The organism is Nocardioides sp. Z38_18, assembly GCF_058215695.1.
In genome coordinates, this window is the sequence record NZ_JBZAJE010000001.1 from 2,210,284 (window position 1) to 2,222,687 (window position 12,404).

Sequence of the window (12,404 nt, forward strand, 5' to 3'; positions counted from 1 at the left end):
GAGACCTCCTGGTTGCGTCTGCCGCCCGGGCGATGCCATCGGACGACGCCGCTCCTCGCGGAGCCGCGCGGCGAGTCTATGCCCGCGAGCCGCTCACCTGCGGTTCTTGCGCCCCAGTGACGTCGACCGCGGCGTCGGTCAGCCCGGCGTCGCCCATGGCGCGGAGCACGTTGCGGTGCGTGAGCGCGGTGAGGTCCTCGTCGGACCAACCGCGGTCGGCCAGCGCAGCCAGCAGCCGCGGGTAGCCGGTGACGTCCTCGAGGCCCTGGGGCAGCCAGCCGACGCCGTCGTAGTCGCCGCCGAGGCCGACGTGGTCGACGCCCGCGACCTCACGCACGTGCTCGAGGTGCGCCACCACGTCGGCAATGGTCGTCACCGGGGCCGGGCTCTCAAGGCGGTAGCGGTCCAGGAAGTCGTGCTGGTCGTCCTCGTCGACGCCACGTTCGGCGGCGACCGCCCGGGCCTCCGCGTCCCACTCGCGCATCTGCGTGTTCACGAACTGCGGGACGAAGGTCACCATGCACACGCCGCCGTTGGTGGCCAGCCTCGCGAGCACGTCGTCGGGGACGTTGCGCGGGTGGTCGGTGACCGCTCGCGCCGAGGAGTGGGAGAACACCACCGGGACGGTGCTGGTGTCCAGGGCGTCGCGCATGGTGTCGGCGCTGACGTGGCTCAGGTCGACCAGCATGCCGATGCGGTTCATCTCGGCGACGACCTCGCGGCCGAAGTCGGAGAGCCCGCCGAGGACGGGCTCGTCGGTGGCGCTGTCGGCCCAGGGGACGTTGTCGTTGTGGGTCAGGGTCAGGTAGCGCACGCCGAGCCGGTGCAGCATCCGGAGCGTGCCGAGCGACCCGTCGATCTGGTGACCGCCTTCGGCGCCCAGCAGGCTGGCGACCTTCCCCTGCGCACGAGCACGGGCCACGCCCTCGACCGTGGTGGCCAGGGCCAGGTGGTCGGCGTACCGCTCGATCATGGTGTGGGCGCCGTCGATCTGCTCCAGCGTCGCGGTCACCGCAGCGCCGCCGGTCAGGGTCGCGGGGACGAACACCGACCAGAACTGCGCGCCCACTCCCCCCTCCCGCAGCCGGGGCAGGTCGGTGTGGGTGCCGACCGCCCGGCACATGTCGGTGTCGGTGAGCTCGAGGCGGTCGAAGTCGTAGCCGACCTTCTCCCGCGCCGCCCACAGCAGGTCGTTGTGCCCGTCGATGACTCCGTGCTCGCGCAGCAGCGCGCTGATCCGTTCGGTGCTCATGGGGCACACTCCATCACGGGGGTTCCCTGTGAGGCAGATCACACCTAGCCTGCTGTGACCGGTACTCGGCCGGGCAGAGTAGGAGAATCTCGGATGTCCCTGAATCTGAAGGCGGCTGCGGCCTCCCTGGCCGCGGCGGCCCTGCTGGGTGCCACCGCCGCACCACCCGCCATCGCCGCACCTGGCGGCCCGAACCAGCATGGCCCCAAGGACCAGGTCGCCAACAACAACAGCGTCCGCAAGATCACCAGGGCAGTGACCGTCGAGGGGGTGCTCGACCACCTGAAGGCGTTCCAGCGGATCGCCGACCGGCACGGCGACCGGGCGGCGGGTCGGCTCGGGTACGCCGCCTCGGTGGACTACGTGGTGAAGCGGCTCAAGCGGGCCGGCTACGCCCCGCAGGTGCAGGAGTTCCCGTTCACCTACTCCGAGGAGAACTCCGAGCTCGAGCGGATCTCCCCCTCGCCGCAGACGTTCGAGCAGGGCGTCGACTTCCTGCGCAACAGGTTCGACTCGGGCACCCCGGAGGGCGAGGCGACCAACGCCGTCCACGTCGTCGAACCGGGCGGCACGAGCAGTGGCTGCGAGGCGGCGGACTTCGCCGGGATGCCGGCCGGCTCCATCGCGCTGATGCAGCGCGGCACCTGTGGCTTCGCGGTCAAGGCGCTCAACGCGCAGGCGGCGGGAGCCTCCGGGGCGATCATCTGGAACAACGCCGACGGATTGGTCGGCATGGTCGGTGACGCGACCGGGCTGACCATCCCCACGGTCTCTGCCTCCCAGGAGGTGGGCGCGGCCCTGGCCAGTACGCCGGGCGCGCAGGTCCGGGTGCTCGTCGACTACACCGAGGACGAGCGCACCTCCTACAACATCACCGCCGAGACCCGGCGCGGCAACGACGACAACGTCGTGATGGCCGGCGCCCACCTCGACAGCGTCCAGAAGGGCGCCGGGATCAACGACAACGGCTCCGGCAGCGCCGCGCTGCTCGAGACCGCGATCCAGATGTCGAAGGTGAAGCCGAAGAACACCGTGCGGTTCGCCTGGTGGGGCGCCGAGGAGAAGGGCCTGCTCGGCTCGGACTACTACGTGAGCCAGCTGAGCGCCGAGCAGCGCAAGCAGATCGCGCTGTACCTGAACTTCGACATGGTGGCCTCGCCCAACTACATGTTCGGCGTCTACGACGGCGACAACTCCGGTGGTACGGCGGAGCCCGGCTTCATCCCCGAGGGCTCGGCCGCGATCGAGGACCTGTTCGAGAAGTTCTACGCCGACCGCGGCGAGCCCTTCCAGGACAGCGCCTTCGACGGCCGCTCGGACTACGGCCCGTTCATCGTGGCCGGGATCCCGGCGGGCGGGCTGTTCACCGGTGCCGAGGACGAGAAGACCGAGGCAGAGGCCGAGCTGTACGGCGGAGTCGCCGGCGCGGCGTACGACCCCTGCTACCACCAGGCCTGCGACAACCTCACCGGCGCGGGCCAGGACGTGGACCTCTACAACCAGCTGCGGCAGGACTATCGACTGAAGGGCAACATCAACAAGCACGCGCTGGACGTGAACTCCGACGCCATCGCCGCCGCGGTGGTCACCTTCGCCCGCGACACCTCGACGGTCACCGGTGCCTCGGACCCGGCCGCCAAGGCGGCAGTCACCGGCAAGGCAGCCCAGCGGATGCTCGCCGAGGTCCAGGGCAGATCCGCCCGCTGAGCCAGGACGGGGCGGGCCGTTACGCACGGCCCACCCCGTCCCCTCAGGTCCCCCAGCGAGCGAGCGTGGCGCCGAGCGCCTCGACCGCCCGAGTCCAGCTCTCCTCGCTGGGCGGTTCGCTGTGCGAGAAGCCACCACTGAGCTCGAGGTCGGTGAACCCGTGCAGGACGCTGCCGATCAGCCGTACGGCGTGCACCGCGTCCTCGCCCTCCACGCCGTACCCCCGCAGGACCGCGAAGCTCAGCTCTGCGTGTGCCCGGCCGGCGCCCAGCAGGTGCTCCGGGAGCGGGTGCCGGGTGGCGGCATAGCGCCCGGGATGCTGGCGGGCGTAGTCGCGGTAGGCGTTCGCGAACGCCATCAGCGCATCGGGTCCCGCTCGTCCCGCGAGAGCCTCGCCAGCGCGCTCGGCCAGCTCCCCAAGCGCCAGGACGGCGATCTGCGACTTGAGGTCGGCGGTGCTCGCGACGTGCGAGTAGAGGCTCGCGGCCTGGACGCCGAAGTGGCGCGCCAGCGCCGAGATCGTCACCGCCCCGAAGCCCTCGGCGTCCGCGAGCTCCGCCGCCGCCATGACGAGCTTCTCCTGGGTCAGTCCCACACGGCCCACGCCGACTCCCTACACGACTAAGTGATTTGCCTATACCCTATAGGCACACCTATGGTCGCGGCATGAGGCCGCTGACCCAGCGCGAGATCCGTGCGTCGTTCGTGAACTGCACCAAGGGTGAGGCCTCGCGGATGCACATCCCCCACGACCTCGACTCACGCCCGTGGGACCAGTTGGAGTACTTCGGCTGGCGCGACCCGCAGTCCCCCGCCCGCGGGTACCTGGTCGCCGACCTCCACGGACACCTGCAGGGCGTCACCCTGCGCGCACCGCAGTCCACGGTCGGCGCCGGCCGCAAATCCATGTGCTCGCTGTGCATCAGCATGCGTTCCGGCGGCGTCTCCCTGATGGTCGCTCCGCGCGCCGGCAGCCGCGGCCAGCACGGCAACACGGTCGGCACCTACATCTGCTCGGACCTGCAGTGCTCGCTGTCGATCCGCGGCAAGCGCCCCGTTGAAGGCGCCAACACCCCGGAGACCCTCAGCATCGAGGACCGCTCCGCGCGGCTGCTCACCAACCTCGAGGACTTCCTGCGCCGGGTGTGCGCCCCGCGCTGAGAGCGCGGCACGTCAGCGGGCGGCGTCGCTGGTGGTCGGGACGATCGGCGGGAGCGGAATCTTGCGGTTGATCTCGGTGACCTCGGCCAGCGTCTGTCGCCCGACCGTGAGCAGGTCGCGCTGGATCTGCTCGGAGCGCTTCAGCGTCTCCAGGGTGGTGACGGCCACCTCCAGCGCCTTCTTGCCGTCGCGCAGGGCCTGACGACTGACGTCGAGCGTCGTCTGCGCCAGCACGACGCCGGCCTGGACGCTCCTGAGCATGGTCTTGACGTCGCCGCGGAGCTCGCGGATCGGCCCGAGCGCGGCGATCACCTGACGGACCGTCTTCAAGGTCGCGGCGGTCTGGCGGCGGATGGACTCGGTGGACTTCGCGGTGGTGCCGGCGATCCGCTCGGACCGCTTGGCGACGCTTAGTCCCTCCTCCTGGATCTCGAGTGAGGTCTTGGTGACCTCGAGCTGAGCGGTGAGCTTCTTCAGCGTGCCCCGCGTGATCTCCAGGGTGGTGTCCACGTCACCGCGGGTGGCACTGAGGTCGTTCTGCACCTCGCCCAGGTCGGCGCGAGCCCCACGCGCGGGCCCGAACAGCACCGCGGAGGTGGCCGCCATCGACAGCACGAGCAACCCCACCAGCACGAGCTTCTGGAAGCGGGACAGGACCGGCTCGACGGGAGCGGCAGACACGTGGGGTTTCCTCCGGTGTGGTCAGGGTTCGGTGTACGTCGCCGCCCCGACCGGATCCTCCGGCTCAGTTCAGCTCAGCACAGGCAGTCCGCACCGGCGAGGTCCTCGGGTCGCCCCGGCCTCCACTGCCTTGTTGTTGCACCACTCATTGCCCACAACGACGCGCGCTGACACCGAATGGGGCTGTGACGTGTGCGACGCAGGTGGTTGGTCACCGCGGGTTCAGCCTTCGATAGCTGGCGGGCGCTCTTTCCACCGCGAATGTCGCTCGACGCCGGAGCTTGTGGGTGAACCCAGCTCCAGACATCGATGGCTCCGAGTCAGTGAGGCTCACGCCGGGCCGATCAGGCCGGGCAGCGAGTCACCCTCCCAGGGGCCGGTACCGGAGGAGCACGACACCGTTCTTGAACCGGCGTTCATCGACGAGCTCGAGGTCGGTGCGCTTGTCGGTCGGTAGGGCCGGCTTCCCCCCACCGATGACGGTGGGCCAGACGTACAGGTGGCACTCGTCGACCAGCCCGGCCTGGAGAGCCTGGGCCGCGAGGTGCGCGCCTCCTACGGTGAGGTCGCTGCTGGCCGCGGCCTTCAGCTCGCGCACTGCGTGGGGGTCGAAGTCGCGTTTGATCCGGGTGTTCGCCGTCAACGCGGCGGTCAGCGTCGTGGAGTAGACGACCTTGTCAGCCGCCTGCCAGGTGGTCGCGAACTCGGCCGAGAGGTCGGACTGTGCCGCCAGCGTGGGGTCGGTCTCCCACACGGCCATGGTCTCGTACAGGCGCCGCCCGTAGAGGAACGTGCCCGCCGATTGCAGCAGGTCCGTGTGGGATCGGAACACCTCGTCGTCCACCGGGAAGTAGTCGAAGGCGCCATGCTCGTCCTCGATGTAGCCGTCCAGGCTCATGTTGTTGACGTAGATCAGCTTGCTCATACCCTGTCTCCTTCACGATCGGTCGTCAGTGGGCATCCGTCAGCGTGGCGTCCAGCTTGGTGAACGCCACGAGCCATCCCTGTTCGCTGGGTCCCGTCAGGTGCGGTGGGAGCCATTGACGGATCTCGAGTCGCGTACGTCCCTCGCCCTCGTCGTGGAACTCGACCCCCCACCACAGCGCGAGGTGGTCCGGATCGGTGAAGGCTCGGTAGACGATCCCCCGGGGCGCGTCGAAGACACGCGAGATGGCGAGGTGCCGCGCCTCGGTCTCCATCAGGGCTCCTGGGTCTCGGGTGCGTGGGCGTCGCCGACCGCCGGGTCCGTTGCGCCTTCGCCCGCCTGCTCCGCGGCGAGGTGGGCATCGAGGCGGGTGAGGGAGGCGTCCCAGAAGCTCCGGGTAGCGATCGATCCAGTCGGCCGCGCCGCGCAGTGGGGCGGCCTGGAGGTGGCTCCCGCGCCACTTGCCCGACCGTGTCCGCGAGATGAGCGCGGAGCGCTCGAGCACCTTCAGGTGTCGAGAGACCGCCGGCATCGAGATGGGGAGGGGTGCGGTCAGCTCCGTGACGCTGGCATCGCGTTCGGCCAGCTCGACGAGGATCGCCCGTCGAGTCGGGTCTGCGAGTGCGGAGAAGACCACGCTGAGCTGGTCGGTGCTGGCCATCGACAGCCTCTTTCGCTTAACCAAGATGTGAAGAGAAGCGCGCCTCGAGGCGTGCCGTCAAGGGGGTGGCTCCCGGCTGGCAGCCGGCACCCTGCAAGGAGCCGACCACCCTCAGCGAGTGGGATCGATCATCGTCATCCCGGCAACCTTCACCCGATCGAATCCCGGCAGCAGTGCCGCGGCCGCCTTCAGGCCGATGGTGCGCTCGATCAGCCGTTGCGGTTGCAGTGCACCTGCCTCGATAAGGGCCAGCATGCCGGGGTAGTCGGCCGCGGCCATCCCGTGGGCACCCAGGACGTCGAGCTCCCATGCGATCACTCGCGACATCGGCACGCTCGGGTGACCACCGATCGGTGGCAGGAGCCCGACCTGCACCAGGCGGCCGCGACGGCGCAGGCTGAGGATGGCGTCGGCACAGGTCTGCTCGCTGCCGACTGCGTCGATCGCGACGTGACTGCCGCCCTCGACGAGGGCACCCACCGCCGCGGGGATATCTGTCCCGTCGGCCAGGATCGCGTGCTCCGCGCCCACCTCCGTTGCCACGCTGAGCGCTTCGGGGTTGCGGTCCACTGCGATCACCCGGGCGCCGAGCGCGTGGGCGATCATCACCGCGCTGAGGCCGACTCCCCCGGCGCCGATCACGGTGATCCACTCCCCCTTGGTCACCCGGGCACGTCCCACGAGCGCGCGGTACGCCGTGGCGAAGCGGCAGCCCAGGCTGGCCGCGGTCGCGAACGACATCCCCTCGGGTACGCCGACCAGGTTGGTGTCCGCGGCTTACAGGGCGACGTACTCGGCGAACGAGCCCCAGTAGGTGAACCCCGGCTGCTCCTGGTCGGGGCAGACCTGGGCGTTGCCCGACAGGCACCACTCGCAGCGGCCGCAGCCGCAGACGAAGGGGACTGTCACCCGGTCTCCGAGCGCCCACCGCGTCACGCCCTCGCCGACCTCCACGACCTCGCCGGCGAGCTCGTGGCCGGGCACGTGCGGGAAAGAGATGTCCTCGTCGTGACCGGCCCAGGCGTGCCAGTCGCTGCGGCACATCCCGGTGGCCACGACTCGCACGACCACGCCACCCGTGGGAGCCGGGGGCCTCGGCACCTCGCGGACCTCGGGCCGCGACCCGGCTGCCTCGATCACGACCGCGCGCATGCGCTCATCCTCGCAAACGCCCGGCCGGGATCGAGGAGCCGTTTCAACGACGCTGGCGCAGGCTGGTGAGCATCAGTCCGCCGACATTCGCTGCCGCACCACCGACGAACAGGGGCGCCTCGGCTGCGACCTCATCGACGAGGATCCCGCCGAGGACCGCTCCCACCGCGATGGCGACGTTGCAGACCGTCACGATGAGGCCGCCGACCTGCTCGAGGTGTGACGGCGCGTTCCTGGCTCCCCAGCTCAGCAGCGTCGTCGGCATACCGCCGAAGCCGAAGCCCCGCAGCACCGCGGCGACGAACATTCCTGCGATCGATGCGCCGGTGTCGAATGACGGTCATCCCGATCCCCACCACGACGTGGAACAGAAACACCGGTGAACAACCCGGAGCGGCCGGAGTTCGGTCTCCCGCTCGCGCTCTACTCGGCCTCGAAGGCGGCGGCCACGATGCTGACGGTGCAGTACGCCAAGGCGCACCCCGGCATCAAGTTCAACGCCCTCGGGCCGGGCACCGCACCACGGCCACCGACATGACCGCGGCCTTCGACATGGAACGCCCCACAGAGGACAGCGCCCGCAGCGTCGTACGCCTGGCGACCCTGGACGCGAACGGCCCCACGGGAACCCTCCAGGACGAGACCGGGGCGCTGCCATGGTGAGGAGCCGTTGCCTCGAGAGGTTCGTCCCTCACGGCGATAGATGGCGGCTAAGCCGCCTGCTCATCCAACCAAGCCGAGCGCACGGCATCGGCAACTTGAGGAACCCGATTCGTCGCGATCGTCTTCGGCTGGGATCGGAGAAAGCTAACTAGCTCGTCCCCATGCACATAGACACACCGGTCCTCAACGACACGTTGCGGAAACTCCGCCCACAGCACCATCACGGGAGTGACCCAAGTCTTGATCCGACTACGAGCCAGGACACGGCTGTGTGTCTGTCGCGCCAAGGCAAGCAGATGGGGCGTGCCGGGGTGCCGATACATCAGGTTGGGATCGTCAAGGCGCTGCAAAGTCATGCCTGAGGCATTCACGCTGACTGAGCCACCCAAGCGCTTCGAGTCCAAGAGATACACCCCTGTTGGCCCGACAACGATGTGGTCGACATTGCCACGGCCGGCGGAAAGATCATGGAGAACGACCCAGCCATCCTGCTCCAGCTCACGTAGGACCTTTGCGGTGGCTTGCTCCCCGACAGCTCCCGACTGCCAGTTCTCGATCCACCCCGGCGGGCTCATCCGCGCGATGATCCAAAACGCCATTGCGGCGCCGCCAAAGACTCCGAAGATCCATCCAAAGCTGGGCCAGATTTGGGCAGCCACGAATGACGCCGCCAGCACCCCTCCGCAGATCAACGCCAAACCAGCGAACAATCTGCGGTTTCGCAGCCGCCACGACCGCACGAGCGCCCCGTACTTTCGCTGGCTCGATTGGCCAGCTGCGGTGCGCGATATGGGCATAGCACGAGATTGCCCTAGCAACAGCTGCACCGGAGCCAATTGTCCGAAATAGCTGATTGAGCCAGCTCCTTGGGAGCGGGCCTCTGCAGTGACACCACTACTCCCGGCGCCCAGCCGGGAAACTACGCTCGCACCATGAGCGCCCACCTCGTCACCAAGAACCTCGCCGGCGGGCACGCTCACCGCGTCCTGTTCGAGTCCCTCGACCTGACCGTGGCGCCCGGAGACGTGGTCGGTGTGGTCGGGGCCAACGGCGCCGGCAAGAGCACCCTGCTGCGGATCCTCGCCGGTGACCTCGAGCCGCTGGAAGGTTCCGTCTCGACAGCACCCAGCGACGCGTTCGTCGGCTGGCTCCCCCAGGAGCACGAGCGCGTCCCCGGCGAGACGGTGGCGCAGTACGTCGCCCGTCGTACCGGAGCCGCCGCCGCGACCGAGGCGATGGAGCAGGCCGCCACGGCGCTCGGCGCAGACAACCCCTCGACCGCCGACGAGGACGCCTACTCCCAGAGCCTCGACCACTGGCTGGCCAGCGGCGCCCCGGACCTGGAGGACCGGCTGCCGCCTGTGCTCGCCGATCTGGGTCTCGACGTCGGACCGGATGCCTTGATGACCTCGCTGTCCGGTGGGCAGGCCGCCCGGGCCGCGCTGGCCGCGCTGCTGCTCAGCCGCTTCGACCTGGTGCTCCTCGACGAGCCCACCAACGACCTCGACCTCGCCGGGCTGGAGCGCCTCGAGGGGTTCGTGCGCGGGCTGCGGTCCGGGGTGGTGCTGGTCTCCCACGACCGCGAGTTCCTCTCCCGCGTGGTCACCCGCATCGTCGAGCTCGACCTGGCCCAGCACCAGGTGGCGGTCTACGACGGCGGCTACGACGCGTACCTCGAGGAGCGCGCGGTCGCGCGCCGGCATGCGCGCGAGGCCTACGAGGAGTACGCCGACACCAAGGCCGATCTGGTCGGCCGCGCCCGCACCACCCGCGAGTGGAGCTCCCAGGGTGTCCGCAACGCCATGAAGAAGTCGCCCGACAACGACAAGATCCGCCGCAAGGCACAGGCCGAGTCTTCGGAGAAGCAGGCTCAGAAGGTCCGCCAGATGGAGTCGCGGATCGCGCGTCTCCAGGAGGTCGAGGAGCCCCGCAAGGAGTGGGCGCTGAAGTTCACCATCGGCAGCGCCCCTCGCTCCAGCTCCGTGGTCGCCACCCTCGACCAGGCCACCGCCACCCTCGGGGACTTCAGGTTCGGCCCGGCCTCGCTGCAGGTCAGCGCGGGCGACCGGATCGGCGTCACCGGCCCTAACGGCGCCGGGAAGACCACGCTGCTGCGGCTGCTGCTGGGCCGGCTCGCTCCCGAGAGCGGGAGGGCAAGTCTCGGCGCCTCCGTCGCGGTCGGCGAGATCGACCAGGCCCGGACCGGGCTCGCCGAGGACCTCCCGCTGGGGGACACGTTCGAGGCGGTGCTGCCGCAGATGGCTCCCGCCGACGTACGCACCCTGCTGGCGAAGTTCGGCCTCAAGGCAGACCAGGTGACCAGCCCGGTCGGCAGCCTCTCCCCCGGTGAACGCACGCGTGCCGCGATGGCGCTGCTCCAGGCCCGCGGGGTGAACCTCCTCGTCCTCGACGAACCCACCAACCACCTCGACCTTCCCGCGATCGAGCAGCTCGAGGAAGCGCTGGAGGCGTACGACGGCGCCCTACTACTGGTCACCCACGACCGCCGGCTGCTCGACAACGTCCGGCTCGACCAGCGCTGGCAGGTCCAGGACGGGCAGGTCCTCACCGCGCACGTGGGCTGAGCGATCCTCGGACCTGCCCACGTACGCACCTCCCTACAGGTCGACGAGACTCTTTCGGTTGAGCTCGTCCTGCAGCTGGCGTCGGTACCAGAGGAACCACACCAGAGCCGAGGCCCAGGTGAAGAGCACCATCGCCACGAACACGACTGCTCGTTCCTTCTGCGAGGCGTACGCCGCGTCCGGCATCCGCCATGCCTGGACCAGCGCGGCCAGCCAGAGCAGCGTCAGCGACCCACCCACGACTGGAGTCACGAGGGCGCCTGGATCGATCGACATGACCGCAGTGTTGCGCAACCGGACCTACCTCACCTACACCGCAGCAGCCTTCGCCGCGTCTCCAGACCGTCACTCCCGTCGGTGGAAGCGCACTTTTCCGTTGGGCAACCGATGCGCGCGGTACCGCGGGTCGTGCACCTTGCGGTGATGGTGCGGGCACAGCAGGCGACCCGTGGCGACGTTGGTGTGGCCGCCGTCGGCCCAGCGTCTGTCGTGATGTGCGTGGCAGAGACCCGGCGGGGTCTCGCAGTGCTCCGCGGTGCAGCCACCGTCGCGGACGGCCATCGCCAAGCGCATGGCTTCGGTGTGGAAGCGCCGCTTGCGGCCGACGTCGAGGACCTGGCTCCTCCCGCCCAGCACCATCGGGATGACCCCCGCACGGCACGCCAGACGGCGGGCCTCAGAGACAGAGGTACGGCCGCCGGTGTCCAAGGCGCACACCCCTGCGGCGTCAAGGCGAGCCATGAGCTGGTCGAGGGGCATGGTCACGACGATGGTGGCGCCGCAGCCGCCGGCCTGGGGCAGCGACTTCGACGGGACCGCCTCAAGCAGCTGGGTGAAAGCAATCCCGTGGCGCACCGGAGTGGGCAGGTCCGGGTCGATCCCGGTGGCGTTGACGCCGACGGCTCGCGAAGGTGACGTGAGCGCGAGGATCATCTTGGTGAGGATCTGGCCGTGCAGGGCGGGGATCCGGAACCGTCCGTGGCAGGTCCCTTCGTCGTCCTCGTGCATCGTCAGCGTCGTACGCCGCAGGGCCTCTGCCTCCTCGCGTTCCAGCGCACGGCCCTCGAACTCCTCGGCCAGCTCAGGTGCGATCACCTCGAACAGGTGCCGCCCCAGCAGACGGAGCATCTTCGCGTCGTGATCCGCAGCCAGTCCGACGAGGTGGGCCTCCGCAGCCACCCGCTGCTCGGCCGAGACCGCGAACAGGCCGGTGCGGGGAAGCCGGTCCAATGACGCGACAATGGCTCGAGCCTGAGGGAGGTTCACCCCACCAGTCGCCATCGCCGCAGACAGCACCTCGTGGTCCTCCAGCTTCAGCGCCAGGTTGAGATCCGAACGGGCGTCGCGGCGTACTTGCCGGGTCTCGACCGCCAGCCAGTCCGCGGCCGTCGCGGCACCGGTGTCCACGGTGGCCTCGCTGCGCTCCGCCTCGGCGAGCAACCTCAGCCGGAGCGCGTCGAGCTGCGCCCGTCCCTGGGCCAGCGCCAACAGCGTCTCGCGCTTCTCCGCCGGACTCATCGACATCACTGGCGCGACCGCAAGCGAGTCGAGCCGAGCGACCAGCCGGTTGGCGAAGTCGGCCACCGGGTGGAGGTGGTCGACCGGCTGGGTGCTCAT

15 protein-coding genes and 1 pseudogene are annotated in these 12,404 nt (G+C 69.7%); 4 read left to right on the forward strand and 12 right to left on the reverse strand.

What is annotated here, in order from left to right; genetic code table 11:
• Nucleotides 1–76 precede the first annotated feature (76 nt).
• Complete coding sequence (locus tag AC4BGC_RS10695) at nucleotides 77–1,252, reverse strand: dipeptidase (RefSeq protein ID WP_490555614.1); 1,176 nt, start codon at nucleotides 1,250–1,252, stop codon at nucleotides 77–79.
• A 93-nt stretch (nucleotides 1,253–1,345) separates the two neighbouring features.
• On the opposite strand from AC4BGC_RS10695, the gene AC4BGC_RS10700 reads away from it, so the two are divergent.
• Nucleotides 1,346–2,959 (forward strand): M28 family metallopeptidase, encoded by a 1,614-nt coding sequence (locus tag AC4BGC_RS10700; RefSeq protein ID WP_490555615.1) that lies wholly within the window; start codon nucleotides 1,346–1,348, stop codon nucleotides 2,957–2,959.
• Between the two features lie 43 nt (nucleotides 2,960–3,002).
• On the opposite strand, the gene AC4BGC_RS10705 is transcribed toward AC4BGC_RS10700, so the two are convergent.
• Nucleotides 3,003–3,563, reverse strand: coding sequence for a TetR/AcrR family transcriptional regulator (locus AC4BGC_RS10705; protein ID WP_490549015.1), 561 nt, complete (start codon nucleotides 3,561–3,563; stop codon nucleotides 3,003–3,005).
• A gap of 62 nt (nucleotides 3,564–3,625) precedes the next feature.
• Here AC4BGC_RS10705 and AC4BGC_RS10710 point away from each other — a divergent pair, with 62 nt between their 5' ends.
• Entirely contained in the window at nucleotides 3,626–4,120 is a 495-nt protein-coding gene (locus AC4BGC_RS10710) for an FBP domain-containing protein (RefSeq protein ID WP_490555616.1), read from the forward strand.
• A 12-nt stretch (nucleotides 4,121–4,132) separates the two neighbouring features.
• Here the strand turns inward: AC4BGC_RS10710 and AC4BGC_RS10715 are convergent, their stop codons facing one another.
• The 7 genes and pseudogenes from AC4BGC_RS10715 to AC4BGC_RS10745 all read right to left on the reverse strand — a co-directional run bounded on the left by AC4BGC_RS10715 (nucleotide 4,133) and on the right by AC4BGC_RS10745 (nucleotide 7,846).
• Nucleotides 4,133–4,801 carry a hypothetical protein gene (locus AC4BGC_RS10715; RefSeq protein ID WP_490555617.1) on the reverse strand — a complete coding sequence of 223 codons (669 nt, stop codon included), beginning with the start codon at nucleotides 4,799–4,801 and terminating at the stop codon, nucleotides 4,133–4,135.
• Nucleotides 4,802–5,162: 361 nt separating this feature from the next.
• The gene (locus AC4BGC_RS10720) at nucleotides 5,163–5,726 is read right to left on the reverse strand and encodes a dihydrofolate reductase family protein (RefSeq protein ID WP_490555618.1); all 564 of its coding nucleotides are present in this window, start codon (nucleotides 5,724–5,726) and stop codon (nucleotides 5,163–5,165) included.
• 25 nt (nucleotides 5,727–5,751) lie between these two features.
• The gene (locus tag AC4BGC_RS10725; RefSeq protein ID WP_490555747.1) at nucleotides 5,752–6,000 is read right to left on the reverse strand and encodes a hypothetical protein; all 249 of its coding nucleotides are present in this window, start codon (nucleotides 5,998–6,000) and stop codon (nucleotides 5,752–5,754) included.
• Nucleotides 6,001–6,213: 213 nt separating this feature from the next.
• Nucleotides 6,214–6,387, reverse strand: a pseudogene (locus tag AC4BGC_RS10730) (ArsR/SmtB family transcription factor); the annotation flags it as partial.
• 111 nt (nucleotides 6,388–6,498) lie between these two features.
• Entirely contained in the window at nucleotides 6,499–7,128 is a 630-nt protein-coding gene (locus tag AC4BGC_RS10735; RefSeq protein WP_490555619.1) for a zinc-binding dehydrogenase, read from the reverse strand.
• 36 nt (nucleotides 7,129–7,164) lie between these two features.
• Nucleotides 7,165–7,539, reverse strand: a complete 375-nt coding sequence (locus AC4BGC_RS10740; protein WP_490555621.1) for an alcohol dehydrogenase catalytic domain-containing protein — start codon at nucleotides 7,537–7,539, stop codon at nucleotides 7,165–7,167.
• Between the two features lie 43 nt (nucleotides 7,540–7,582).
• The gene (locus AC4BGC_RS10745) at nucleotides 7,583–7,846 is read right to left on the reverse strand and encodes a hypothetical protein (protein ID WP_490555623.1); all 264 of its coding nucleotides are present in this window, start codon (nucleotides 7,844–7,846) and stop codon (nucleotides 7,583–7,585) included.
• 72 nt (nucleotides 7,847–7,918) lie between these two features.
• Here AC4BGC_RS10745 and AC4BGC_RS10750 point away from each other — a divergent pair, with 72 nt between their 5' ends.
• Nucleotides 7,919–8,077, forward strand: a complete 159-nt coding sequence (locus AC4BGC_RS10750) for a hypothetical protein (RefSeq protein WP_490555624.1) — start codon at nucleotides 7,919–7,921, stop codon at nucleotides 8,075–8,077.
• A 172-nt stretch (nucleotides 8,078–8,249) separates the two neighbouring features.
• Here AC4BGC_RS10750 and AC4BGC_RS10755 read toward each other — a convergent pair whose 3' ends face one another.
• The gene (locus tag AC4BGC_RS10755; protein WP_490555625.1) at nucleotides 8,250–8,999 is read right to left on the reverse strand and encodes a nuclease-related domain-containing protein; all 750 of its coding nucleotides are present in this window, start codon (nucleotides 8,997–8,999) and stop codon (nucleotides 8,250–8,252) included.
• Between the two features lie 135 nt (nucleotides 9,000–9,134).
• Here AC4BGC_RS10755 and abc-f point away from each other — a divergent pair, with 135 nt between their 5' ends.
• Nucleotides 9,135–10,787 (forward strand): ribosomal protection-like ABC-F family protein, encoded by a 1,653-nt coding sequence (gene abc-f, locus AC4BGC_RS10760; protein WP_490555626.1) that lies wholly within the window; start codon nucleotides 9,135–9,137, stop codon nucleotides 10,785–10,787.
• A 33-nt stretch (nucleotides 10,788–10,820) separates the two neighbouring features.
• Here abc-f and AC4BGC_RS10765 read toward each other — a convergent pair whose 3' ends face one another.
• Entirely contained in the window at nucleotides 10,821–11,063 is a 243-nt protein-coding gene (locus tag AC4BGC_RS10765; protein WP_490555627.1) for a hypothetical protein, read from the reverse strand.
• A gap of 69 nt (nucleotides 11,064–11,132) precedes the next feature.
• On the reverse strand, nucleotides 11,133–12,404 hold the full coding sequence (locus AC4BGC_RS10770) for an HNH endonuclease signature motif containing protein (RefSeq protein WP_490555628.1): 1,272 nt from the start codon (nucleotides 12,402–12,404) through the stop codon (nucleotides 11,133–11,135).

Excerpts from the sequence above, each read along its gene's own strand:
- AC4BGC_RS10770 (WP_490555628.1), bottom strand. The coding sequence starts at position 12,404 with ATGAGCACCCAGCCGGTCGACCACCTCCACCCGGTGGCCGACTTCGCC.
- AC4BGC_RS10710 (WP_490555616.1), top strand. The coding sequence starts at position 3,626 with ATGAGGCCGCTGACCCAGCGCGAGATCCGTGCGTCGTTCGTGAACTGC.
- abc-f (WP_490555626.1), top strand. The coding sequence starts at position 9,135 with ATGAGCGCCCACCTCGTCACCAAGAACCTCGCCGGCGGGCACGCTCAC.
- AC4BGC_RS10725 (WP_490555747.1), bottom strand. The coding sequence starts at position 6,000 with ATGGAGACCGAGGCGCGGCACCTCGCCATCTCGCGTGTCTTCGACGCG.
- AC4BGC_RS10765 (WP_490555627.1), bottom strand. The coding sequence starts at position 11,063 with ATGTCGATCGATCCAGGCGCCCTCGTGACTCCAGTCGTGGGTGGGTCG.
- AC4BGC_RS10745 (WP_490555623.1), bottom strand. The coding sequence starts at position 7,846 with ATGTTCGTCGCCGCGGTGCTGCGGGGCTTCGGCTTCGGCGGTATGCCG.
- AC4BGC_RS10740 (WP_490555621.1), bottom strand. The coding sequence starts at position 7,539 with ATGCGCGCGGTCGTGATCGAGGCAGCCGGGTCGCGGCCCGAGGTCCGC.
- AC4BGC_RS10700 (WP_490555615.1), top strand. The coding sequence starts at position 1,346 with ATGTCCCTGAATCTGAAGGCGGCTGCGGCCTCCCTGGCCGCGGCGGCC.
- AC4BGC_RS10720 (WP_490555618.1), bottom strand. The coding sequence starts at position 5,726 with ATGAGCAAGCTGATCTACGTCAACAACATGAGCCTGGACGGCTACATC.
- AC4BGC_RS10695 (WP_490555614.1), bottom strand. The coding sequence starts at position 1,252 with ATGAGCACCGAACGGATCAGCGCGCTGCTGCGCGAGCACGGAGTCATC.
- AC4BGC_RS10755 (WP_490555625.1), bottom strand. The coding sequence starts at position 8,999 with ATGCCCATATCGCGCACCGCAGCTGGCCAATCGAGCCAGCGAAAGTAC.
- AC4BGC_RS10735 (WP_490555619.1), bottom strand. The coding sequence starts at position 7,128 with ATGTCGTTCGCGACCGCGGCCAGCCTGGGCTGCCGCTTCGCCACGGCG.